This window comes from Enterobacter wuhouensis, from assembly GCF_035835995.1.
Taxonomy (GTDB): Bacteria; Pseudomonadota; Gammaproteobacteria; order Enterobacterales; family Enterobacteriaceae; genus Enterobacter; species Enterobacter wuhouensis.
This window is the reverse complement of record NZ_CP142124.1, coordinates 3,403,250-3,427,757: the sequence shown is the minus strand read 5'-3', so window position 1 is coordinate 3,427,757 and position 24,508 is coordinate 3,403,250. Positions and strand designations below refer to the sequence as shown.

21 protein-coding genes are annotated in these 24,508 nt (G+C 55.2%); 11 read left to right on the top strand and 10 right to left on the bottom strand.

From position 1 onward, the window contains the following. Positions 1–3 precede the first annotated feature (3 nt). The 6 genes from VPX56_RS16325 (at position 4) to VPX56_RS16300 (ending at position 6,606) form a co-directional block, all read left to right on the top strand. Positions 4–624 carry a YfgM family protein gene (locus tag VPX56_RS16325; RefSeq protein ID WP_326467670.1) on the top strand — a complete coding sequence of 207 codons (621 nt, stop codon included), beginning with the start codon at positions 4–6 and terminating at the stop codon, positions 622–624. Positions 625–634: 10 nt separating this feature from the next. Beyond that, a complete protein-coding gene (bamB, locus tag VPX56_RS16320; protein ID WP_326467668.1) occupies positions 635–1,813 on the top strand; it encodes an outer membrane protein assembly factor BamB in 1,179 nt (392 codons plus the stop codon). A 112-nt stretch (positions 1,814–1,925) separates the two neighbouring features. After that, on the top strand, positions 1,926–3,398 hold the full coding sequence (gene der, locus VPX56_RS16315; RefSeq protein ID WP_131635831.1) for a ribosome biogenesis GTPase Der: 1,473 nt from the start codon (positions 1,926–1,928) through the stop codon (positions 3,396–3,398). Between the two features lie 298 nt (positions 3,399–3,696). Then, the gene (locus tag VPX56_RS16310; RefSeq protein WP_326467665.1) at positions 3,697–5,238 is read left to right on the top strand and encodes a peptide MFS transporter; all 1,542 of its coding nucleotides are present in this window, start codon (positions 3,697–3,699) and stop codon (positions 5,236–5,238) included. Between the two features lie 61 nt (positions 5,239–5,299). Next, a complete protein-coding gene (locus VPX56_RS16305; RefSeq protein WP_326467663.1) occupies positions 5,300–6,334 on the top strand; it encodes a Gfo/Idh/MocA family oxidoreductase in 1,035 nt (344 codons plus the stop codon). A 50-nt stretch (positions 6,335–6,384) separates the two neighbouring features. Further along, on the top strand, positions 6,385–6,606 hold the full coding sequence (locus VPX56_RS16300) for a zinc ribbon domain-containing protein (protein WP_202781856.1): 222 nt from the start codon (positions 6,385–6,387) through the stop codon (positions 6,604–6,606). On the opposite strand, the gene VPX56_RS16295 is transcribed toward VPX56_RS16300, so the two are convergent. The 3 genes from VPX56_RS16295 to xseA are packed head-to-tail and all read right to left on the bottom strand — an operon-like array spanning position 6,603 to position 9,405. Further along, complete coding sequence (locus VPX56_RS16295; RefSeq protein ID WP_006811517.1) at positions 6,603–6,953, bottom strand: protealysin inhibitor emfourin; 351 nt, start codon at positions 6,951–6,953, stop codon at positions 6,603–6,605. The genes VPX56_RS16300 and VPX56_RS16295 overlap by 4 nt on opposite strands. Beyond that, positions 6,954–7,973, bottom strand: coding sequence for a M4 family metallopeptidase (locus VPX56_RS16290; RefSeq protein ID WP_326467659.1), 1,020 nt, complete (start codon positions 7,971–7,973; stop codon positions 6,954–6,956). It lies immediately after the preceding gene. 58 nt (positions 7,974–8,031) lie between these two features. Beyond that, the gene (xseA, locus tag VPX56_RS16285; protein WP_326467657.1) at positions 8,032–9,405 is read right to left on the bottom strand and encodes an exodeoxyribonuclease VII large subunit; all 1,374 of its coding nucleotides are present in this window, start codon (positions 9,403–9,405) and stop codon (positions 8,032–8,034) included. A gap of 159 nt (positions 9,406–9,564) precedes the next feature. On the opposite strand from xseA, the gene guaB reads away from it, so the two are divergent. Then, positions 9,565–11,031: an IMP dehydrogenase gene (gene guaB / locus VPX56_RS16280; protein WP_131635825.1), complete on the top strand. Its 1,467-nt coding sequence runs from the start codon at positions 9,565–9,567 to the stop codon at positions 11,029–11,031. Positions 11,032–11,099: 68 nt separating this feature from the next. Beyond that, complete coding sequence (guaA, locus tag VPX56_RS16275; protein WP_326467653.1) at positions 11,100–12,677, top strand: glutamine-hydrolyzing GMP synthase; 1,578 nt, start codon at positions 11,100–11,102, stop codon at positions 12,675–12,677. A 96-nt stretch (positions 12,678–12,773) separates the two neighbouring features. Here guaA and VPX56_RS16270 read toward each other — a convergent pair whose 3' ends face one another. Together VPX56_RS16270 and VPX56_RS16265 are read right to left on the bottom strand one after the other, a co-directional pair. Next, entirely contained in the window at positions 12,774–14,759 is a 1,986-nt protein-coding gene (locus VPX56_RS16270; RefSeq protein WP_326467651.1) for an ORC-CDC6 family AAA ATPase, read from the bottom strand. A gap of 183 nt (positions 14,760–14,942) precedes the next feature. After that, complete coding sequence (locus VPX56_RS16265; RefSeq protein ID WP_326467649.1) at positions 14,943–16,145, bottom strand: MFS transporter; 1,203 nt, start codon at positions 16,143–16,145, stop codon at positions 14,943–14,945. Between the two features lie 114 nt (positions 16,146–16,259). Here VPX56_RS16265 and VPX56_RS16260 point away from each other — a divergent pair, with 114 nt between their 5' ends. Then, entirely contained in the window at positions 16,260–16,745 is a 486-nt protein-coding gene (locus VPX56_RS16260) for a winged helix-turn-helix transcriptional regulator (RefSeq protein WP_326467647.1), read from the top strand. On the opposite strand, the gene VPX56_RS16255 is transcribed toward VPX56_RS16260, so the two are convergent. From VPX56_RS16255 to VPX56_RS16245, 3 genes are read right to left on the bottom strand one after another with little or no spacing between them, the layout of a single operon-like run. Further along, complete coding sequence (locus tag VPX56_RS16255) at positions 16,705–17,448, bottom strand: alpha/beta fold hydrolase (RefSeq protein WP_263609762.1); 744 nt, start codon at positions 17,446–17,448, stop codon at positions 16,705–16,707. The genes VPX56_RS16260 and VPX56_RS16255 overlap by 41 nt on opposite strands. A 9-nt stretch (positions 17,449–17,457) precedes the next feature. Next, positions 17,458–17,919, bottom strand: a complete 462-nt coding sequence (locus VPX56_RS16250; protein ID WP_263609763.1) for a DUF6130 family protein — start codon at positions 17,917–17,919, stop codon at positions 17,458–17,460. 52 nt (positions 17,920–17,971) lie between these two features. Next, positions 17,972–19,201 (bottom strand): MFS transporter, encoded by a 1,230-nt coding sequence (locus tag VPX56_RS16245; protein WP_326467642.1) that lies wholly within the window; start codon positions 19,199–19,201, stop codon positions 17,972–17,974. A gap of 96 nt (positions 19,202–19,297) precedes the next feature. Here VPX56_RS16245 and VPX56_RS16240 point away from each other — a divergent pair, with 96 nt between their 5' ends. Further along, complete coding sequence (locus tag VPX56_RS16240) at positions 19,298–20,179, top strand: LysR family transcriptional regulator (protein WP_326467640.1); 882 nt, start codon at positions 19,298–19,300, stop codon at positions 20,177–20,179. 5 nt (positions 20,180–20,184) lie between these two features. On the opposite strand, the gene VPX56_RS16235 is transcribed toward VPX56_RS16240, so the two are convergent. Then, on the bottom strand, positions 20,185–20,373 hold the full coding sequence (locus tag VPX56_RS16235) for a YfgG family protein (protein ID WP_326467638.1): 189 nt from the start codon (positions 20,371–20,373) through the stop codon (positions 20,185–20,187). A 350-nt stretch (positions 20,374–20,723) separates the two neighbouring features. Here VPX56_RS16235 and VPX56_RS16230 point away from each other — a divergent pair, with 350 nt between their 5' ends. Further along, positions 20,724–22,964 carry an EAL domain-containing protein gene (locus VPX56_RS16230; protein WP_326467636.1) on the top strand — a complete coding sequence of 747 codons (2,241 nt, stop codon included), beginning with the start codon at positions 20,724–20,726 and terminating at the stop codon, positions 22,962–22,964. A 4-nt stretch (positions 22,965–22,968) separates the two neighbouring features. On the opposite strand, the gene ppx is transcribed toward VPX56_RS16230, so the two are convergent. Then, positions 22,969–24,507: an exopolyphosphatase gene (ppx, locus tag VPX56_RS16225; RefSeq protein WP_131635817.1), complete on the bottom strand. Its 1,539-nt coding sequence runs from the start codon at positions 24,505–24,507 to the stop codon at positions 22,969–22,971. Position 24,508: the final 1 nt, after the last annotated feature.

Genomic DNA, 24,508 nt, shown 5'->3' with positions numbered 1-24,508 from the left:
GGCGTGGAAATGTACGAAAACGAACACGATCAGGTCGATGCGATTAAACGCTTCTTTGCTGAGAACGGCAAAGCCCTGGTTGTTGGGGTTATTTTAGGTGTGGGTGCCTTAGTTGGCTGGCGCTACTGGAACAACCATCAGGCTGATTCCGCGCGCGGCTCGTCTCTGAGCTACGAAAATACCGTTAGCGCGATTCGTGCTGACCAGCCACAGACGCTGACGGCGGCAGAGAAATTTGCTGCGGACAATAAAAACACCTACGGTGCGTTGGCCGCGCTGGAAGTGGCTCAGCAGTACGTTGATAAGAACGAGCTGGACAAAGCCGCTACACAGCTGTCGCAGGGGCTTGCGGCTGCAAGCGATGATAATCTGAAAGCGGTCATCACTCTGCGCCTGGCGCGTATCCAGGTTCAGCAGAAAAAAGCTGATGAAGCGCTGAAAACGCTCGATACCATCAAAGGCGAAGGCTTTGCTGCCATCGTTGCCGATCTTCGCGGTGAAGCACTGCTGAGCAAAGGTGACAAAGCGGGCGCGCGTAAAGCGTGGCAAGCTGGCGTAGACAGCAACGCTTCACCTGCGCTGAGCGAAATGATGCAGATGAAAATAAATAATTTGTCCGTCTGAGAGGGACCCGATGCAATTGCGTAAATTACTTCTGCCAGGACTGCTTTCCGTTACGTTATTGAGTGGCTGTTCACTGTTCAGTGGCGAAGAAGATGTTGTCAAAATGTCCCCGCTGCCGACGGTTGAAAACCAGTTTACGCCGTCCACCGCTTGGGACGTCTCCGTGGGTGACGGTATTGGTGACTTTTATTCCAACCTGCATCCGGCATATGCGGACAGCGTTGTCTATGCCGCCGACCGTAAAGGCACCGTGAAAGCGGTCAATGCCGACGACGGGAAAGAGGTGTGGTCCGTTAACCTGGCGGAAAAAGACGGCTGGTTCTCCCGTAAGCCTGCACTGCTGTCTGGCGGCCTGACCGTTGCCGGCGGTCACGTCTACGTAGGTAGTGAAAAGGCGCAGGTTTATGCGCTGAACAGCAGCGACGGTTCTATTGCCTGGCAAACAACCGTTGCCGGTGAATCCCTGTCTCGTCCAGTGGTGAGCGACGGTCTGGTGCTGATTCATACCAGCAACGGCCAGCTGCAGGCGCTGAACGAAGCTGACGGTCTGGTAAAATGGACGGTTAACCTGGATATGCCAGCGCTCTCCCTGCGCGGTGAATCCGCGCCGGCAACGGCGTTTGGTGCGGCCATTGTTGGTGGTGACAACGGTCGCGTGAGCGCCGTGCTGATGCAGCAGGGCCAGATGATTTGGCAGCAGCGTATCTCCCAGGCGACCGGTTCTACTGAGATCGACCGTCTGAGCGACGTAGATACAACGCCGGTTATCGCTGACGGTGTCGTTTACGCCCTGGCCTACAACGGCAACCTGACCGCGCTGGACCTGCGCAGCGGCCAGATCATGTGGAAACGTGAGCTGGGTTCCGTGAATGATTTCGTTGTTGATGGCAACCGTATCTATATGGTTGACCAGAACGATCGCCTGCTGGCACTGAGCACTGACGGTGGCGTGACGCTGTGGACGCAAAGCGATCTGCTGCACCGTCTGCTGACGTCACCGGCCCTGTACAACGGTAGCCTGGTGGTGGGTGATAGCGAAGGTTACATGCACTGGATTGACCCTGAAACGGGCCGCTTCACGGCGCAGCAAAAAGTCGACAGTTCCGGTTTCCTGACGGACCCGGTTGTGGCTGACGGCAAACTGCTGATTCAGGCAAAAGACGGCACGCTGTACGCGATCACGCGTTAATTAACCGGCGGTTGTAGTATACTAAACGGCTCCTGTTCACTCAGGAGCCGTTTTGACATTTTTAAAAACGCCGCAAAAGCGACGTTTATTTGAATTTTATGAGGCTTCAAACATGGTACCTGTGGTCGCGCTTGTCGGGCGCCCTAACGTTGGAAAATCCACTCTTTTTAACCGTTTAACACGCACCCGTGATGCGCTGGTTGCGGATTTCCCGGGGCTGACGCGTGACCGTAAGTACGGTCGTGCAGAGGTGGAAGGACGCGAGTTCATCTGTATCGATACCGGTGGTATTGACGGTACGGAAGACGGCGTTGAAACCCGCATGGCGGAACAGTCTCTGCTGGCGATTGAAGAAGCGGACGTGGTGCTGTTCATGGTGGATGCCCGTGCTGGCCTGATGCCTGCAGACTCCGCTATTGCAAAACACCTGCGCGCGCGTGAAAAGCCAACCTTCCTGGTGGCGAACAAAACTGACGGCATTGATGCCGATCAGGCCGTTGCGGATTTCTGGTCTTTAGGGCTGGGTGACATCTACCCGATTGCGGCCTCTCACGGTCGTGGCGTGACCAGCCTGCTTGAAACCGTTCTTCTGCCGTGGGTTGACGAAGTGAATCCACCGGAAGAAGTGGACGAAGACGCAGAGTACTGGGCGCAGTTCGAAGAAAGTGAAGAGGGCGAAGAAGAGCCTGAAGACACCTTCAACCCGCAGGATCTGCCTATCAAGCTGGCTATCGTGGGGCGTCCAAACGTAGGTAAGTCTACGCTTACTAACCGTATTCTCGGTGAAGAGCGCGTTGTGGTTTACGACATGCCGGGCACCACGCGCGACAGTATCTACATTCCCATGCAGCGCGATGAACGTGAGTTTGTCCTCATCGACACTGCGGGCGTGCGCAAGCGCGGGAAGATCACTGACGTGGTGGAAAAATTCTCCGTCATTAAAACGCTGCAGGCAATCGAAGATGCCAACGTGGTGCTGCTGGTTATCGACGCGCGCGAAGGTATTTCCGATCAGGATCTCTCTCTGCTCGGCTTTATCCTGAATAGTGGGCGCTCACTGGTTATCGTGGTTAACAAGTGGGATGGCCTGAGCAACGAAGTGAGAGAGCAGGTGAAAGAGACCCTGGACTTCCGTCTGGGCTTTATCGACTTCGCTCGCGTGCACTTCATCTCTGCGCTGCACGGTAGCGGCGTGGGCAACCTGTTCGAATCCGTTCGCGAAGCCTATGACAGCTCGACCCGTCGTCAGAGCACCGCTATGCTGACCCGTATCATGAACATGGCTGCAGAAGACCATCAGCCGCCATTGGTTCGCGGTCGTCGCGTTAAGCTGAAATATGCTCACGCCGGTGGTTACAACCCGCCAATCGTGGTGATTCACGGTAACCAGGTAAAAGACCTGCCGGATTCCTACAAGCGCTATCTGATGAACTACTTCCGCAAATCCCTGGACGTGATGGGTACGCCTATTCGTATTCAGTTCAAGGAAGGGGAAAACCCGTTTGCGAACAAGCGTAACACCCTGACGCCAAACCAGATGCGTAAGCGTAAGCGTTTGATTAAGCATATTAAGAAAAGCAAATAATCACTGCCTGTCTCACAAAACCCGCGCCAGTCGCGGGTTTTTTTCGTCCTTTCACACCGCCAGCTATCCCTGTGTGATGTCAATCACTATTCGCTTTTAACCATCTTTAAATCCAGAAAAGTAGACAATCATCGAATTTTCGTCTTAAAGTCCAGGGTCCGGTACTAGACAAAACTAGCGCCTGGTTATCAAATGGTTAACTAATTTTTCGCCGCATGTAAAAAATCGGTCAGATACGTAACTGGCCGGCGTACATGCTGGTGTTTACAAGCACGACACATACCTTTTCGGGAGAATTATGCAATCCTCTGTTAATCAAAAAGAAAGCCGAACGTTCTTCGGCCATCCGTATCCGCTCGGTTCGCTGTTCTTTACCGAGATGTGGGAACGTTTCTCGTTTTACGGCATTCGCCCGCTACTGATCCTGTTTATGGCGGCCACCGTTTATGACGGCGGGATGGGGCTGGCGCGTGAAAACGCTTCGGCGATTGTGGGGATCTTTGCCGGTACCATGTACCTGGCGGCGCTGCCGGGCGGCTGGCTGGCGGATAACTGGCTCGGTCAGCAAAAAGCCGTCTGGTACGGATCAATCCTGATTGCGCTCGGCCACATGTCGATTGCGCTCTCTGCCTTTATGGGCGACAACCTGTTCTTTATCGGCCTGATGTTCATTGTGCTCGGCTCTGGTCTGTTCAAAACCTGTATCTCGGTGATGGTCGGGACCCTGTACAAAAAGGGCGATGCGCGTCGTGACGGCGGCTTTTCGCTGTTCTACATGGGCATCAACATGGGCTCATTCATTGCGCCATTGATTTCCGGCTGGCTGATTAAATCTCACGGCTGGCACTGGGGCTTTGGTATCGGCGGTATCGGGATGCTGGTGGCGCTGATCATCTTCCGCATTTTTGCCGTTCCGGCGATGAAACGCTACGACAGCGAAGTCGGCCTGGATTCCACCTGGAACAGCCCGGTGGTAAAACGCAACGGCGTAGGCGCATGGCTGCTGGCGCTGGCGGTAGGCGTTGCCGTCATCGTGACGCTGATTGCGCAGGGCGTGATTGTGATCAACCCGGTTGCGGTTGCCAGCGTGCTGGTTTACGTGATTGCCGCTTCCGTTGCGCTCTATTTTATCTACCTGTTCATTTTCGCGGGTCTGAACCGTAAAGAGCGCGCCAGACTGCTGGTCTGCTTTATCCTGCTGGTCTCCGCCGCGTTCTTCTGGTCCGCGTTTGAGCAAAAGCCTACGTCGTTCAACCTGTTTGCCAACGACTACACTAACCGTACGATCGGCAGTTTTGAAATCCCGGCGGTGTGGTTCCAGTCGATTAACGCCCTGTTTATTATCCTGCTGGCCCCGGTGTTCAGCTGGGCATGGCCTAAGCTCGCGAGCATGAACATTCGCCCGAGCAGCATCACCAAGTTTGTCATTGGTATTCTGTGCGCGGCGGCAGGTTTTGGCCTGATGATGCTCGCTGCACAAAACGTGCTGAACAACGGTGGGGCAGGCGTGTCCCCGTTCTGGCTGGTGGGCAGCATTCTGATGCTCACCCTCGGCGAGCTGTGCCTGAGCCCGATTGGTCTGGCGACCATGACCCTGCTGGCACCGGACAGAATGCGCGGTCAGATGATGGGCCTGTGGTTCTGCGCAAGTGCGCTGGGTAACCTGGCGGCTGGCCTGATTGGCGGCCACGTGAAGGCCGATCAGCTGGATATGCTGCCCGATCTCTTCGCGCGCTGCTCCATCGCGCTGCTGATTTGTGCTGCGGTTCTGATCGTCCTCATTGTTCCGGTGCGCCGCATGCTGGAAAATGCGCAGACTAAGCCGGCCTCTGACGCCTGATAAACCTCGATCATGCCGGGGTAAGGTTATGCCCCGGCAATTTACTTAACGAGGTAAGACTATGCTGTTAGGGTTTGTTGGTCTTGGGGCCGTGGTTGAAACGGCGTACCTGCCCGCAATACGAAAACTTTTTGATACTCCCCCTCACTGTTTAGGCTTTGATATCCAGCCCGTAAAACAGCCGGAGGGCATAACGCGCTGCGCCACGCTGTCTGAACTTCTCTCCCAGCCGCTTGATACCCTGTTTATTACCACGTCGTCGCTGCACCATCTTGAGGTGCTTGAACAGGCTCTCGCCTCATCGGTTTCCCGCATCGTGGTTGAAAAACCGATTGTCTCCACGCTTCCTCAAACGGAAAAACTCAATGCGCTGCTGGCGAACCCTGACGCCGCCTCCCGCGTGCTGGCGCTCGATCACTGGATGGGTCGCCTTGAAACGGTGAAGCGGGGGCTTGTCTCAGCCTTTTCTGACATCGTCAAAATTGACGGTTTTTTGCAGGAGCCGAGCGGATATAACGCTGCAGGGGAACCCATTGCGCTTAACTTTGCCACGGGCGAGCCGGACGCGCGTACGCTTCGCCACCCTGATGGCGTGATTCTGGATATCGGTACGCACGTGCTGGCGATGCTGCGCGAAACGGTGCGCTATCTGGGCGGGAATGATGAGATGACGCTGGAGGTCGTCACGGCTAAAGACCGCCTGGGGCGCGATATCGCAAAAGGCGACCTGACCACGGCGGAAGGCGAGGCGCATCTTCAGGGAAGGATCAGCGGCGTGCCGGTGGATATCTGGCTTAACAAATACGCGGGACCCGCGGGCGGGCAAAAAGGTTTGCGGCTCTGGTTGCGCGACGGGCGGATCATCAGCTACGACCGACGCGGCGCGGAAGATGTGCTGGAGCTTGTGAATGGCGACATGCGACATAGCTGGGAAATCCCCGGTACAATTTACGAGCACTGTCTTGCAGAGCATATTCTGGGCGCCAACAGCCTGTTTGAACGGGATCCACACGAGGTGAGCCGCACGACGCGCCGCAGGGTCGAGGAGGTGACGCAGCTGCTGGCGTTACAGCAGCAGCTGCGTGGCCCGCACTGAACGTAACGTGGTAAAATTACTGCAGACCTGAACGCTTTAAAGGAGTCACCATGACGATTACCTGCCCGGATTGCCAAGCACCGCTTGAGCCCCTGAACGGGGTGGCGCACTGCGACAGCTGTAATAAAGATATTGCGCTTGAAGCCCGCTGCCCGGAGTGCCATCAGCCGCTCCAGGTATTAAAAGCCTGCGGCGCGGTGGACTATTTCTGCCAGAACGGCCACGGTCTTATCTCTAAAAAACGCGTGGAGTTTGTCCGGGCCGAAGGTTAATCGCAGACGCAGCCTTCGCCCTTCTGCCACAGCTCGACCAGCGATTCCGGCGCTTCCTGCTCGGGCACCAGCACGATGATGTCGGCATAGTGCGCCTGATTTTGCCCGGTCCAGATAATCTGAATGCGGAAATAGCGCTGGTCGCCGCTGCCGGGTGAAGAGGCTTGTCCTGGCGGCTGGCCGCGGGGAAAAGCCTGTTCCAGAATGCTCACCAGGCGCTGGCGCTGGGCCTCATTGAGCGAGGAGAGCGCGATGGTGCGCTGCCCGCTCAGCTTGGGAATAAAAGCGACGCCGCCTTCCCGGGCCAGCTCAACCACGGCGTCATCCGTCAGTTCCGGAACCTGCATTTACAACACTCCCACCTGTTCCCAGGCTTGTTTAATGGCCGCACCAGCGTCGCTGCCGGAGCGTTTCTCTCCGTGCGCGATCGTCAGTTTTGCGAAGGCCTCAAAATCCGCATCCTGCGCCAGATTGCGATCGCAAACCGTGTCGTACCAGGCATAACCCGCTTTTTCCCAGGCGTAGCCGCCGATCGCCATCGCGGCCAGATAAAATGCCCGGTTGGGGATGCCGGAGTTCAGATGCACGCCGCCGTTATCCTCGCGCGTTTTAATGAAATCTTTCATGTGCGCAGGCTGCGGGTCTTTGCCGAGCAGAGGATCGTCATAGGCGGTGCCGGGTTCAGACATCGAGCGCAGCCCTTTGCCGTTAATCCCTTTCGCCAGCAGCCCTTCACCAATGAGCCAGTCAGCTTTATCGGCGGTTTGCTTCAGATGGTACTGTTTCACCAGCGAGCCAAACACGTCAGACAGAGACTCGTTCAGCGCGCCCGACTGTTCAAAATAGATAAGCCCGGCCTCGGTCTCGGTCACGCCGTGGCTCAGCTCGTGCGCCACCACGTCGATGGCGATGGTAAAGCGGTTGAAGATTTCCCCGTCGCCGTCACCGAATACCATCTGCTGACCGTTCCAGAAGGCGTTCTGATATTCCCGACCGTAATGCACGGTGCCGGTCAAAATAAGCCCTTTATTATCGAGCGAATCACGCTGATATTCTTTCCAGAAGAAATCATGGGTAATACCTAAATAGCTATAGGCTTCATCCACCGCCACATCGCCGTTCGACGGCTGGCCTTCGTAACGCACCTGCGTACCCGGCAGTTCCTGGGTTTGCTTCGCGTCGTAGATATCGCGCTCCAGCTGTCCGGCTTTATTCACGTGCGGCGCGGCGGGTTTGCCGGGCATGTGGGCCATCAGCGTCTGGACGTGGGTTAAGGTCTGACGGGCACAGCGCTGCTGCGGCTCGGAACCGCTTTCGATAATACGACGAAGAATATAAGGGGGAATAACGCTATGAAGATGGGGCATGCTGCTCTCCTTATTAAAAAAGGGAATAGCAGCAGTATAGTAAGTAACCGGCGAAGAATTATCCGGTTTTACGCTGACGCGTCTTTTTCACCGGTTTAATTGATTTCACTTCGCTTTCTACCCAGCCGTCGGAAAGACGCGTCGTCAGCACATCGCCGGTATTCACCTGTTTGGTCTGCTTCAGCACTTTGCCGTCCGTTGCCGTCGTCACGCTATAGCCGCGCGCCAGCGTGGAGAGGGGGCTGACCGCTTCAAGGTGCGTCACCGCATTGCCAAAACGTTCGCGGGTGGTGCTCAGTCGGGCGCGGACAGTCTCCGCCAGGCGATACTCCAGCTGCTGGATCCGGGTTTGCGCGCGATAAATTTTCGGCTGCGGGTTCTGCTGGTTCAGGCGCTGCGTCACGCGCTGCTGGCGGGATACCGCGCGCTTAAGCTGCGCGTCCACCGCAAAACTCATGCGCTGACGCAGGCGCTCCAGCACGGTCTGCTGGCGGGCAAGGCGCAGCTGCGGGTGCTGCTGCTGAAGACGATGATGAAGCTGGGTAAAACGGCGGGTACGGTTGGCAAGGAAGTAGTCCATCGCCATCTCCAGGCGCTGCTGACCGTTCTGGATCTGGCGAAGCAGCTCCAACTGGTTGCGGCTGACCACTTCCGCCGCCGCGGACGGCGTAGGCGCGCGCAGATCCGCGACAAAATCGGCTATCGTGACGTCCGTTTCGTGGCCGACGGCGCTCACCACGGGGATAAGGCTTGCAAAGATTGCCCGCGCCACGCTCTCGTCGTTAAAGCTCCACAGGTCTTCCAGCGAGCCGCCGCCGCGCCCGACGATTAATACGTCGCACTCCTGACGGGCGTTCGCCAGCTCAATGGCGCGAACGATCTGGCCCGGCGCATCGTCACCCTGAACGGCGGTCGGGTAGATGATGACGGGCAGGGAAGGGTCGCGACGCTTTAACACGTGCAAAATATCGTGCAGGGCCGCACCGGTTTTTGAGGTGATGACCCCAACGCAGTGGGCAGGAGAGGGCAGCGGTTTTTTGAACTGCTGATCGAACAGCCCCTCGGCAGAGAGTTTGGCTTTCAGCTGTTCGTATTTTTGCTGCAGCAAACCTTCGCCCGCAGGCTGCATGCTCTCAACGATAATCTGATAGTCGCCGCGCGGTTCATACAGGGTGATATTGGCGCGGACCAGAACCTGCTGGCCGTGCTGAGGACGGAACGTCACGCGGCGGTTGCTGTTGCGGAACATCGCGCAGCGCACCTGTGCGGTGTCGTCTTTCAGCGTAAAGTACCAGTGGCCGGACGACGGCTGCGTGAAGTTAGAAATTTCACCGCTGATCCAGACCTGCCCCATTTCCTGCTCAAGCAGCAAACGCACCGTCTGATTAAGGCGGCTGACAGTATAAATTGAGGGGGATTGAGAGGATAACATGTGAGCGGGATCAAATTCTAAATCAGCAAGTTATTCAGTCGATAGTAACCTGCTGAGAGGCAATCGCAAGCATTTTTTTCAAAAAAGTGTAGATGCAATCGGTTACGCTCTGTATAATGCCACGGCAATATTTAACCACCCAGGTCAGAGATATTGCCCATGCTACGTATCGCTAAAGAAGCACTGACGTTTGACGACGTCCTCCTCGTTCCCGCTCACTCCACCGTTCTGCCGAATACTGCCGATCTCAGCACGCAGTTGACGAAAACCATTCGCCTGAACATTCCTATGCTCTCTGCGGCAATGGACACCGTGACCGAAGCGCGCCTGGCTATCGCCCTGGCACAGGAAGGTGGCATCGGCTTTATCCACAAAAACATGTCTATCGAACGTCAGGCGGAAGAAGTTCGCCGCGTGAAGAAACATGAATCCGGCATCGTGTCTGACCCGCAGACCGTTCTGCCAACCACCACGCTGCACGAAGTGAAAGCCCTGACCGAGCGTAACGGCTTCGCCGGCTATCCGGTTGTGACCGAAGAGAACGAACTGGTCGGTATCATCACCGGCCGTGACGTGCGTTTCGTGACCGACCTGAACCAGCCTGTCAGCGTGTACATGACGCCAAAAGAGCGTCTGGTCACCGTGCGTGAAGGTGAAACCCGCGACGTGGTGCTGGCAAAAATGCACGAAAAACGCGTTGAAAAAGCGCTGGTTGTTGACAGCAGCTTCCACCTGCGCGGCATGATCACCGTTAAAGATTTCCAGAAAGCAGAACGTAAGCCTAACGCCTGTAAAGACGAGCATGGCCGTCTGCGCGTCGGCGCTGCGGTTGGCGCAGGCGCAGGCAACGAAGAGCGCGTTGATGCGCTGGTTGCTGCGGGCGTTGACGTCCTGCTGATTGACTCCTCTCACGGCCACTCCGAAGGCGTTCTGCAGCGCATTCGTGACACCCGTGCAAAATACCCTGACCTGCAGATCATCGGCGGCAACGTGGCGACGGGCGCAGGCGCGCGCGCGCTGGCGGACGCTGGCTGCAGCGCGGTGAAAGTGGGCATCGGCCCTGGCTCAATCTGTACTACCCGTATCGTGACCGGCGTGGGCGTTCCGCAGATCACCGCGGTGTCTGACGCGGTTGAAGCGCTGGAAGGCACCGGTGTCCCGGTTATCGCCGACGGCGGTATCCGCTTCTCTGGCGACATCGCCAAAGCGATCGCCGCGGGCGCCGCTGCCGTGATGGTAGGCTCAATGCTGGCCGGTACCGAAGAATCCCCGGGCGAAATCGAACTCTACCAGGGCCGTTCTTACAAATCTTACCGCGGCATGGGCTCCCTGGGCGCGATGTCCAAAGGCTCCTCTGACCGTTACTTCCAGACCGATAACGCCGCTGACAAACTGGTACCGGAAGGTATCGAAGGTCGCGTTGCCTATAAAGGCCGTCTGAAAGAAATCATTCACCAGCAGATGGGCGGCCTGCGCTCCTGTATGGGCCTGACCGGCTGTGGTACCATCGACCTGCTGCGAACCAAAGCGGAATTCGTACGCATCAGCGGTGCGGGTATCCAGGAGAGCCACGTTCACGACGTGACGATCACCAAAGAGTCCCCGAACTACCGTCTGGGCTCCTGATTTTCTTCGCCCGACCTCGTGTCGGGCGATTTATTTAATCTGTTTCACTTGCCTCGGAATTAGCGTCAATGACGGAAAACATTCACAAACATCGTATTCTCATCCTGGACTTCGGTTCTCAGTACACTCAGCTGGTGGCGCGTCGCGTACGTGAACTGGGCGTTTACTGTGAGCTGTGGGCGTGGGATGTCACGGAAGCACAGATTCGCGAATTCAACCCAAGCGGTATTATCCTTTCCGGCGGCCCGGAAAGCACCACCGAAGCGAACAGCCCGCGCGCGCCGCAGTACGTGTTCGAAGCCGGCGTGCCGGTATTCGGCGTCTGCTACGGTATGCAGACCATGGCAATGCAGCTGGGCGGCCACGTTGAAGGCTCTAACGAGCGCGAGTTCGGCTATGCGCAGGTTGAAGTCGTTACCGACAGCGCGCTGGTGCGCGGTATCGAAGACTCCCTGACCGCAGAAGGCAAACCGCTGCTGGACGTGTGGATGAGCCACGGTGATAAAGTTACCGCCATCCCGTCTGACTTCGTCACCGTTGCCAGCACTGAAAGCTGCCCGTTCGCCATCATGGCGAACGAAGAAAAACGCTTCTACGGCGTGCAGTTCCACCCGGAAGTGACCCACACCCGTCAGGGTATGCGCATGCTGGAGCGCTTCGTGCGCGATATTTGCCAGTGTGAAGCCCTGTGGACTCCGGCCAAAATCATCGACGACGCCGTTGAGCGTATCCGCCAGCAGGTTGGCGATGACAAAGTGATCCTCGGCCTCTCCGGCGGCGTGGACTCCTCCGTAACCGCGATGCTGCTGCACCGCGCCATCGGCAAAAACCTGACCTGCGTCTTCGTGGACAACGGTCTGCTGCGCCTGAACGAAGCCCAGCAGGTTATGGACATGTTCGGCGACCACTTCGGCCTGAACATCGTTCACGTGGAAGGCGAAAAGCGCTTCCTGGACGCGCTGAAAGGCGAGAACGATCCGGAAGCGAAACGTAAGATCATCGGTCGCGTGTTCGTTGAAGTGTTCGACGAAGAAGCACTGAAGCTGGAAGACGTGAAGTGGCTGGCGCAGGGCACTATCTATCCTGACGTGATCGAGTCTGCGGCTTCCGCAACCGGTAAAGCGCACGTCATCAAATCTCACCACAACGTGGGCGGCCTGCCGAAAGAGATGAAGATGGGCCTGGTTGAACCGCTGCGCGAGCTGTTCAAAGACGAAGTGCGTAAGATCGGTCTGGAACTGGGTCTGCCGTACGACATGCTCTACCGTCATCCGTTTCCGGGTCCGGGTCTGGGCGTGCGCGTGCTGGGCGAAGTGAAGAAAGAGTACTGCGACCTGCTGCGTCGCGCGGACGCTATCTTCATCGAAGAGCTGCACAAAGCCGATTTGTACAACAAAGTGAGCCAGGCGTTCACCGTGTTCCTGCCGGTTCGTTCCGTCGGCGTGATGGGCGATGGCCGTAAGTACGACTGGGTTGTCTCCCTGCGTGCGGTGGAAACCATCGACTTCATGACCGCGCACTGGGCGCACCTGCCGTATGACTTCCTGGGCCGCGTGTCTAACCGCATCATCAACGAAGTGAACGGTATTTCCCGCGTGGTGTATGACATCAGCGGTAAGCCACCGGCGACGATTGAGTGGGAATAATTCTAAATTGCACGATTGAAATAAAGCCCGCGTTTGCGGGCTTTATTTTTTAAGTTATGCATCAGTTATATTTGGATAGTATTTTATTAATTAGTGTTATTCTATAAAAGGTGCTGTTTCTTCAAAATAGACCTCCCAATAATGAGGCCATTTTTCATTTAGCGAGAACAATGGTTTTCTTCCATTTTCACGATATTTTAACCATGGTAATTCTAATATGTGTTCTTTCCGCAACTCGCGAGACATATTATTAGTTGCTAGCTTTGGTCTACCAGCATTAGTAGTCATGTATTCATTTATAATTTTTGTTAATTCGGTTGCGTAGCTGTGATCGTAACCTTTTGCTTTACGTAAAACTAATGCTACAAGTATTATGGGTATATAAATCGTGCCAGCAACTTTAAGTATTCCAAGATTGTTTGGTATAGAGTTGATTAATAACTTATCAATTGATTTCTCAATAAGGCGTGTGGTTTTGTTTTGATTATGTGGTAGTTGTAATTGCTCAGTATTTGTTATCAGATTAAGTCTGAGTTGTCCATCTTGTTGATCTAGGTCGAGAATTGAATTTCTTACGGAACGGTAATCTGATTTAGGTACTTCAATATATTGAAGCTCATCATTTTCATCAGGCTCAATAATGAGTCCTAATGGAGCATTCTTTGAAGACATTAGCTCAACATAACAGCCATAATCTAATGTATATAAAGTAAATTTTTTACCTACTGCATTCTTAGCAGATATACCTTGTTTTAATACATGTATTACGCGCATATCATATAAATAGTCAATTAAATGATAATTCTTTTCGTTGCTAATCAAAAAACCTCTGGATTTACGCAACCCAATAACTTCATTGATAATTTTGTCAAGAAGTGATACCGCTTCAGGCCTACTGTTAAGTGCCGCATGTTTATTAACTTGGAACCATTTTTGTGCTGATTTTCTAATGTGGGTAATTGATATTTTGTTCGTTTGTGCAGCTTGTGCTGCTAAGGATATTATGTTGATTGCATCCCGAGGAACGCCTTCAACAGCTCTGACGAACTCATCAAAAGAAGATGTTTGACTAAATGTATCATTTATGAAAAGGTTCGGTTCAAGTTCACAGCAAGAAGTTTTGTCAATAGCAATAACGTGTCTATGCAAGAGTTTTTTGAAAAAATCTTTTGCAGCTTCACTGTCGTTGTCGAAAACCATATGTTCATCTAGATTAATAACGGAAGATGCATCTGAACCTAACTCAATTCCAATGCTTACTAATGTAGATTCATCTCTTATCATAAAGTTACAACGATGTGCGATAGCAGCAATTTTTACCGTTATACCGGGCGTTGGGAATAAAATCCGCCTAAGCAATTCTGCTAGGTAAGGTTGAAGGTCTAAAGGTGTTTCAGACCATTCATCAATTAGAATCCATAATTCTTTATGTGGCAATTTAGATACGATTTTATTAAGTAATTTTGTGATTGCACCAAAATGTATTCTTAGAGTCTGTTTTCCACATGATTTAAACCGTTCTGAGTTGCCATTGGCTTTTTTATTTGATAATCCGATATCTACCGAAATACCTTTGTTTGATAAGTTGGTTTTAACATGGTTATTATTGTAAAAATCATTTGTTCTTATTGTTTCATTCTCTGCTGTTCCATCGATATATATTGCTGTTGCTTGTTCAAGAAATTCGTTTAATAACTCGGTCAACTCGCTTGTATTAGATAATTCATTTTCATAAATATAATCTAAAATAAATTCATGGATTACGCAAAGTGTATCGGAAAGAAGTCGCGTAGCTCTCTCACTATGAGGAATGTTTTGGTCGGAAAAAATACCTCCGGTGGAGCCGATTAACCTCATGTCAATGGGGATGCTTATTATGCCTTTACTAGCTATTTCATTATTTAATACTGCGAGAAAATGAGTTTTGCCTGTGCCTCTTCTTCCAAAAATGATTTGATTATCATTGCTGGATAAAAGAGTATAGGCAGGGCCGACATCAACAAAGGATTTTATTAGATGATCTGGGTTAAGCTTTTCAGCACGCTTTGCTAGCCTCATTAAAATAGAATTAACATTTCTCATTGAATCCCTCCTTGTTAATGAATAATATCAAACTACATAATCATGATGCTTTTTTAACATTAACAGTTTGATGTTGAGAAATGCAAACGGTAGTCTGTAATTATATCTCTAATTTATAACAAACATCATATTTTTTGTTTTAGATAGCTGATTAACAAGTCTGAAATGCCGAGTAATGTAGGCTTAATAATTCGAGTTATAAGAATCAAAAGTTAGTAGCCAGAACATTAGCGCCAGCAAACTGACCGCCCCTCCAAGCAGGCATACGCCCTGCCAGCCCATGCTGGCAAACGCCATCGTCGTGCCAATGGCGCCCAGCCCGCTGCCCAGCGCATAAAAAAGCATATACAGTCCGACCAGTCGGCTATGCGCCTCGGGACGGGCGCGGAATATCAGGATCTGGTTAGTGACGTGGAGCGCCTGCCCGCCTAAATCCAGCAGCACAATGCCGATAATCAGGACGGCGAGAGAGTGCTCCATGAGCGACAGCGGCCACCATGCGAGGAGCAACGTCACTAGCGCTGCGGCGCTGGTGTAATGCGCGTAACCGCGATCGGCCCATTGCCCCGCACAGCTGGCGGCAAGCGCGCCAGCCGCGCCAGCAAGGCCGAACGCACCGATGACCGTGTGTGAGAAGTTCCAAGGCGGAGCACTCAGTGGGAGCACCAGCGCGCTCCAGAAAATATTGAACGCTGCAAACATCAGCAGCGCCAGCACGCCGCGCACCTGCAGCACTTTTTCCTTGCGCAGCAGCGTCAGCATTGAGCAAATCAGGCGCGGATAGCTTATCGAAGAGGGCAGGTTGGGAAGGGCAGGGAGCCTGCGCCAGAGAGGAAACGCGATAATGAGCATCAGCACGGCAGCACAAGCATACACGCCGCGCCAGCCTGTGATGTCGCTGATGCCACCGGCGAAGACCCGAGCGAGTAACAGACCCACAAACACGCCGCCTTGCGCCGCACCGATGACACGCCCCTGTTCATGGGGCGAAGCGGCACTGGCGGCGTAGGCTATCAGCCCCTGAGTCATTGCGGTACCCAGCATACCGGTCGCAAGCATCCCTGCCAGCAGCGCTGAGGCGGTTTGCGCCATGCTTACAAATGCCAGGACGACCACCAGCGCCGCTAGCTGAACCGCCATCAGGCGTCGGCGATCCACTTTGTCACCCAGAGGAACCACAAGAAGCAGAGCCAGCGCGCAGCCGATCTGGATAGCGGTCACTACGCCACCCACTGCCGCATAGCTGATGCTGAAATCGCGCGCCAGCGCGTCAAGCAAAGGCTGAGCGTAATAGACGTTTGCCACGCTCAAACCACTGGCGATGGCGAATAACCATACCCTGCCGCGCGACATGTTGGCTGAGGAAAGGGGGGAGGTATGTGACATGTTCAAAATTCTCGCCTGGACAACCTAGTTTTAAAATGAAACTTGTTGAATGCTAGGCTATGCAGTTTTAAAATGCAACTAGTTGTTGCCCGTTCTGAGCGAGGAAAAACTGTGATGTCCCTAGGGTCGAGAAAAGAGGAATATTGTCCCGTTGCCCGCAGCGTCGATCTGATAGGGGATCGGTGGTCGCTGCTTATTGTGCGAAATGCGTTTGACGGCATGACTCGCTTCGGGGATTTTCAGCGTAGCCTCGGGGTTGCGCGCAACATACTTTCTGACCGGCTGCGCAAACTGGTTGAGGCGGATATCCTGACGTTACAGGGGGCATCAGACGGCACGGCTTATCAGGAATATGTTCTGACCGAAAAAGGCGAAAGCCTGTTTCCGGTGGTTGTGGCGCTACGTCAGTGGGGAGAACAGCATCTGTTTGAGCAGGGCGAGCGACACTCGCTGTTGGTTGATAAGCGTACGGGCAAGCCGGTTCGCTTTATGACGCCAGCGGCGCATGAGGGCACTGCGCTACTGGCGGGAGATACTGAGGTGCAGAAGGTCGATGAGCTTAGTGAGCGTCCACCGCCTGCTCAATCGTCCGGGCGATAGCCTCCGGATGGCTCACCATCGACACATGGCTCGCCGCCACCTCCGTCGTTTTCGCGTGGATTGTTTTCGCCATCGCGCGCTCAAGTTCGGGATTGATCATCCGGTCGTTTTTGCTGACCACATACCAGCTCGGTTTGTCGTGCCAGGCCGCGTGGGTCACTTTCTCTGCAAACGCATCGGCTTTGATTGCCCCCTGGGTTGCGGCGATAAGTTTCTGTTCCTCCGGTTTTACGTCAGGGGCGAAATCTTCACGCACGGCTTTTGGCGGCAGAGATAAATAGCCGTCTGCACCTTTGGCGATACCCGCACTCCCCGGCGGGGCAGGGAAGCGCCCCGCCAGATCCGCTACAGACTGCCCGGAATCAGGGGCAAACGCCGCGACGTACACCAGTGATTTCACGCGTGCATCGTTACCGGCTTCACCGATCGCTGCTCCGCCCCAGGAATGGCCTACCAGCACCACCTCGCCATGCGCGCGGGCAATGGCACGCTGCGTGGCGGCGACGTCATCTTTCAGTGAGGTAAGCGGCAGCTGCACGGCGATAACCTCGGTGTTCCTTTCCTGCAGCCGACTAATCACCTTATTCCAGCTGCTGCCGTCTGCAAACGCGCCGTGCACCAGGACGACGCTGGTTTGATTTTGGGCAAACGCGCCGGTCGACAGCGCCAGCAGGCCCGCCGTTAAGATCGATATTGTTTTCATCTTCAGCCCCTAAAAGTGATGGATTTCCGCATGCGGCGGCACGGTGAATTCAACGGTTTTGTGGTCGATCGGTTTATGCGTCGGATCGGCAAGAATAACGGTCACTTTATGTTTACCCGCGGGCAGCCCGACCAGGATCACCGGCTCACCGCTGGCGTCAGCCCAGTGCCAGGGCGCGTTATCCACCACGACGTGAATATGGCCGATACGGGGAGCAATTTTTAGCGCCTCAGGACCGAATACCGGCTCAATGCGCAGATTTTCGACGCGGTATTGAATAAATACCGCACCTTTACTCAGCGGGCCGGGCAGCGGCGGGTCAACAACCAGCTTCGCCGGCGGTTGCGGATGTTCCAGCGGCGCAACCGCCGCCGGGCCATTGACCTCTGCGGCGCTGAGGCCGCTCAAGGGCTCGGCCCACGCGGAGCTGGCCAGCGTGAATAACGAGAGCAGCAGATAGCGATATTTCATTCAGATGTCTCCTGTGCAGGTAAAAAATGACGACAGGCACAGAAGACCACTTTTATGTATCGGGGATGTTTGTCGGGGAGGGCTTTTTGTACCGCTTTGTCTGCACGGCACTTTGGATACAGTGCGATACAGGTTGTGGGGCGTGGCGGCGTACCATCGCGACGGCGAGTCCCGCAATCAGCAGCGTTAACGCGGTGGAAACCCACATTGCCCCGCCGATCCCCAGCGTCTTATTCAACCACGCATACGCAAACGGCGATGCCGCCGCCGCTAGCTGCCCCGGGATAAGCAGCAGCCCCGTGCGGCTGGCATAGCTTTCCGCGCTGAAAAGCGCGAGGGGCAGCGTTGCTTTGACGATGGTCACCAGCCCGTTGATGGCGCCATAGCCCAGCACAAACCCGGCTGCGCTCCAGGCGAAAAGCGAGCTGCTTAACCCGATAAGGAAGCAGACCGGCATTGCCAGGGCGGTAAAGCGCGTTAAGCTGAGCGGGGTTAAGCGAGCGCCTGCCAGTACCTCCATAAATCGCGCGCCGGTCTGGCCGATCCCCCAGAGCATCCCAATAGCAACCGGCAGACCAAAGTGGGTAATAAACTCCGGCAGGTGTGTGGAGGTGCCGTTAGAAACGAAGGTAATCAGGGCAATAAATACCGCATAGAGCCAGCCGTCGCGCCGCTCGCTGTTCGTGGCTTTGCGCTTTTTATTCACGCCAGCGGTCAGCCGCTGGCGTGGAAGATTGCAGATAAGCATCGCGCTCAGCAGGCCAAAAAGCGCATAGACAGCCAGCGCACCCTGCCAGCTCACGATCGTTAGCAGCGCATCCCCCAGCGGCCAAAAGACGGCTGAAGCCAGCCCGCCCGCCAGCGTAATGCGCGAAATGGTGCTTCGCGCCTGCTGTCCGTACAGGTTCACCAGCGCGGCGAACAGCGCATCATACAGTGACAGGCGCATACCGATGCCCGTGAGTAGCCAGGCGCAGTACCAGCCTGCAAGGGAGGGCAGAATTGCCATCGCGAGGCAGCCAGCGGCAATCAGCAACGTGCCGCTCATCACCACCCGCCGCCCGCCCACGCGCGTCAGCAGACGGGCGACAAACGGGGAGACGGCCGCCATCATCAGCATTGCCAGCGTCAGGCCGAGATAGATTTGCGGCGAGGTCCACCCCCTGTCGGCTGCAATTGCCCGGGCAAAGGTGCCGGGCATATAAAAAGAGATCCCCCAGTTGATGAGCTGGTTACATCCCGCGGTGAGGGCGAGGCGGCGAGGAAGGGCAGGTGTTTCCATGTTTTTCATTCCGTTATGCAGTTGTCGTCAGCATAGCGGGCACGGTATTGTGCTGGCAGGTCAGCGCGCTTATGCGCGGTATAAGAGAAACTTTGAATGACAACGCTCAACCTGGTACATCTCGCCACCTTCCGTCTGGCGATCCGGCGCGGCAGCTTTTCGGCGGCGGCGGATGCGCTGGGGATTTCCCAGCCTGCCGTCAGCCTGCAGATACGCCAGCTGGAGCAGTTCCTGCAAACGCGTCTGGTGGAGCGCACCGGACGCGGTATCAACGCTACGGCGGCCGGACAGGCATTGCTGGCGCACGGGGAACGTATTGAGCAGGCGGTGGATGAGGCGATCCGCTCCGTGAGCGCGTTCAGCCACGAGGTGTGCGGCACCATTACGCTGGGTACGGGCGCGACTGCGTGCATCCATCTTCTGCCGCCGCTGCTGCAGCGGCTTCGCGGCGACTACCCTCTGTTCCGGGTGGCGGTGACGACGGGAAATACGCTCGATATTGTGCGGGCCGTTGAAGAGAATCGCCTGGACATGGGGCTGGTGACGCTTCCGGCTGGCGGACGCGCGCTGGACGTGACGCCGGTCATGGATGAAGAGTTCGTCTTTATTGCGTCGCTGGCTCAGCAGGAGGCGTTTAGCGGCCTTACGCCCGAGGTCTTACAGACCCAGCCGCTGATTGCTTTTGAATCAGGGAGCGGAACGCGAACGCTGATCGACGCCTGGTTTGAAGCCGGCGGGTTTACCATCGTACCGGTCATGCAGCTTGGCAGTATTGAGGCCATCAAAAGGATGGTGCGCGCGGGGCTGGGTTATAGCATCGTGCCGCGTATGGCGGTAAAGCAGGCGTCGGATCGCGAAGGGTTAGACGTTCAGTCGCTCACGCCCGTTCTCCAGCGAAGGCTGGCCGTGGTGATGCGTCAGGACAGGGTCCTTAGCAAAGGCATTGCGGGCGTAATCAGGATGCTGCACGACCAATAATCTGGCTAGCGGTCGGGCGTTTCGACGGTCAGGCTGGTTTGCTGCGTCTGGACTTTGTCCTGATGGTGATACCAGGCACCAACAGAAGAGTAAACAAAGCGGCCAAAGAAAAACAGGAAGCTGATGAGCAGTATGATGCGGGTCATCCGAGTGTTAAACCGATGTCGTTTGTGCATGCGCGTGACCTGACTCACTGTGTTTTTCCTGGGCATACCCTTTTGGGCGATGCGGATATTAAGGCACAGCGGGAAGGCAGGGTCAATTCGGGGATGTGTAAAAATCCGTCAATGTTTACATTAACGCATGTTATTAAAAATAACGAATGTATTTTCTGCGTTGATAATACAAAGAAAATTGGCCAAAAAAATCGTAATAAATAGTCATTTGAGTAAATTAGTTTGATTTAAGTCAACGGAATTCCGGCGTCGATAACTAAAATCCCTCCTCCATTATGTTCGCAGGCGTTAAGCCTGGGCATGTACGTCAGGTTGGATGCCTGTCTTTATTTTCCCTCAGGAGCAAAAAGGGGTTTAACCGGGCATCTATGAAAATTCTCCAGTTCCTGACGCGCCAAAAAGACCGCTGGTGGGCACTTCCCCTTATTTTACCCGTCGTTTTACTGCCCGTGCTCAGCGTGGTGAATACCCTGACGCAGCTGGGCGACGGCATTGTGGCGCTCTACTATCTGCCGCTCTCTTTCCTGCTGACGATGATGATGTTCTTTGGCGTGGAAGCGCTTCCCGGCATCGTGCTGTCGCTGTTTTTTCGCTACTACGCGTCAGTGGGGCTGTTTGAAACCGTTGCCGGTATCCTCCATTTCATTGTTCCCATTGTACTGAGCTGGGGCGGGTATCGCGTGTTTGCCCCCCGGCGCAACATGACGGCCTATGGCGATGTTCGTCTGATGGCACAGCGTATTTTTTGGCAGGTATTCTGCCCGGCAACGCTGTTTCTGGTGCTGTTTCAATTTGCGGTCTATCTCGGCATTTACGAGAGCCGCCAGAGCCTGGCGGGGCTGAACCCCTTTAATATTCGTACGCTTATCAACTATCAGGCGCTGCTGGTCAGCGGGCTTACCGGCGTGCCGCTGAGCTATCTGCTCATTCGCCTGATCCGTCATCCGCGCTATGTTCGGACGCTGTTCTCACAGATCCGCGCGCAGATAGACAAAAAGGTGACGGCTGTAGAGTTTCTGATTTGGGCTGGCGCGCTTGTCGGTTTGCTCACAATGCTGTTGATCCCCATGAATGAGAACAGCTCTATTTTCAGCACCAACTACACGCTGTCGCTGCTGATGCCGGTGATGCTCTGGGGGGCGATGCGCTTTGGCTATAAGCTCATGTCCATCGTCTGGACGCCGGTCCTGCTGGTGTCGATTCACTATTTTTACCGCTATATACCGCTTCATCAGGGCTATGACATCCAGCTGGCGATCACCTCTTCCAGCTACCTGGTCTTTTCGTTTGTTGTGATATACATGTCGATGCTGGCGACGCGCCAGCGTGCCGTGAACATCCGCTCCCGCAGGCTGGCGCTGCTCGATCCGGTGGTTCACATGCCGAATCTGCGGGCGCTGTCCCGTGACCTGGCAAAAAATCCGTGGTCGGCGCTCGGCCTGTTGCGTATTCCCGAGCTTGAAGTTCTCGGACGCAATTACGGCGTGCTGCTGCGTATTCAGTATAAGCAGCAGCTGGCACAGTGGATAAACGGCATCTTACAGCCCAATGAACGGGTCTATCACCTGACGGGCTATGACCTTGCGGTTCGTCTTAACTCCGAGTCTCATCAGCAGCGTATTGACGCGCTGGATGAGCATATCAAGCAGTTCCGCTTTCTCTGGGATGGTATGCCGCTGCAGCCTCAGGTTGGGGTCGGTTACTGCTATGTACGCTCTCCGGTGAACCATCTGTACCTGGTCCTGGGAGAGCTGGGCGTTATTGCCGATCTGTCAATTTCCACCAACCATCCCGAGAACCTCCAGCAGCGTGGCGCCGTGCATCTGCAGCGTAGCCTGAAGGATAAGGTGGCGATGATGAGCCGCCTGCAGCGTGCCCTCGATCAGAGCGAATTCACGCTGATGGTCCAGCCCGTGCGCGGCCTGCGGGGGGATCGTTATCACGAAGTGTTGCTGCGGATGCCGGATGACAACGGTAATTTCATTGTTCCCGATCGTTTCCTGCCGGTGGCGCAGGAGTTCGGGCTCTCCTCACGCGTCGATTTATGGGTGCTGGAACGTACCCTGGGCTTTCTTGCCAAGCATCGTGACCGGCTTCCGGGCCAGCGTTTTGCCATCAATCTGGCGCCTTCCACCGTTTGCAGAGCGCAGTTTCCGCTTGAGGTGAGTCGCCTGCTGGCGAAGTACTCGGTTGAGGCGTGGCAGCTGATTTTCGAAGTCACGGAAAGCACCACCTACGGTAACGCCGAGCTTGCGATCCATACCCTCAGGCAGCTGCAGAAAATGGGGGTGCGGATTGCAATTGATGATTTTGGGACGGGCTATGCGAGCTATGCGCGGTTAAAAAGCGTCGATGCGGACATCCTCAAGATTGACGGTAATTTTATTCGCAATATCGTCAGTAACAGTCTGGATTATCAGATTGTGGCCTCTATATGCCATCTGGCGCGCATGAAGAAGATGCTGGTGGTGGCAGAGTATGTTGAAACTGAGGAGATACGTAGCGCGGTGCACGCGCTAGGTATCGACTATGTGCAGGGATCGTTGATCGGCAAGCCGGTTGATCTTGACTCCCTGCCTGAATCAGAGGCGTCGCTGGCGGACGCCTGAGCGCTTACGCCGCGACGTCTGAACTCTCTTCTTCAATCTTCAGCAGCCAGCCGGTAACGGCTTCCCAGTACTGCTGCTCTTTTTCCAGATCCAGCAGCACCAGCGCGTTCTGGCTGAACCAGTCGTGCGGGAAGCTCAGCGTCCAGTGGTGATCGTCAGTTTTCAGCTTCAGCGTAGGCGGCGTGGTCGTCGCCTGGCGTTGATTATTCAGCAGCACGCCGAGACGCAGCAGCTGGATAAGCGGCAGGAACTGCTTTTTCTTAAACAGCGTAAAGCGCGGCAGGTCGTCGAGCTTGATGGCTTTGCGGTGGTAACGCACCAGCGTGGCCATCATGGTTTGCTGCTCCTGGTTGAAGCCGGGCAGATCGCTGTTTTGCAGAATGTAGGCCGAATGGCGATGCATCCCGCTGTGGTTAATGTTCAGGCCCACTTCGTGCAGCATTGCAGCCCATTTCAGCAGGGCGGCAAGCTGGGGATGCGCCAGCTTAGGATTCTGTTCCTGCCACTGATCGTACATCTGGACGGTGGTTTCAAGGACGCGCTTCGCCTGCTCGCGGTCGATGTTGTACTGGTTTGCCAGGCTTTGCGCGGTGCGGCTGCGAATATCCTGATGACGGAAACGGCCTTCCATCTCGTACAGCACGCCTTCGCGCAGCGCGCCGTCGGAAAGCCGCAGCTCCTTAATCGCCAGCGCGTCAAACACGCCGCAGAGGATCGCCAGCCCCGGCACGAACACCGATTTCCGCTCATCGGAAAGACCCGGCAGGCTCAGGGCGTCGAAGCTCTTGTGCTTCAGCACTTCTTCGGTGAGCAGGACCAGGCGTTCAGGGGTAATAATTCCGTCTTTCTCACCCATCGCCAGCAGCACTTCGTGCGCGGCTTTAATCGAACCCGATGCGCCCAGCGCAACGTTCCAACCCTGAATACGATACTGCCAGGCCAGATTTTCCAGTTTTTGTACCGCCGCCATGCGCGCGCGCTGGAAGTTTTCGCGGGTAATCGCTCCCCCCGGGAAGTACATCTGCGCGAAGCTGACGCAGCCCATGCGGCGGCTTTCCACCAGGCGCGGCTCGAAGTCCTCGCCGATAACCAGCTCCGTTGAACCACCGCCGATATCGATCACCAGCTTGCGGCCTTTTTCCGGCTGCGTATGCTCCACGCCCATAAAAATCAGACGCGCTTCTTCGTTACCGGAGATGATCTCAATCGGATAGGGGATAACCTTTTCTGCACGCTTGAGGAACTCCGGCGCGTTCAGCGCCTGGCGCAGCGTATGGGTACCGACGATACAGACGCTGGACGGCGAGAAGCCCTGCAGGCGTTCCGCAAACAGGGACAGGCAGTTCAGGCCCCGCTCCATGGCCTCTTCGCTGAGCATGCCGCGCGCGTCCAGGCCATCGGCCAGATGCACGCGCTGCTTGAGACGGCCAATGATCTGCATTGCGCCATCCACCTCACGGGCGATGACCATGTGGAAACTGTTAGAGCCAAGATCGACCGCGGCGAACTCCTGCGGTCGTGGGGTCTTATCATTTATCGGCATA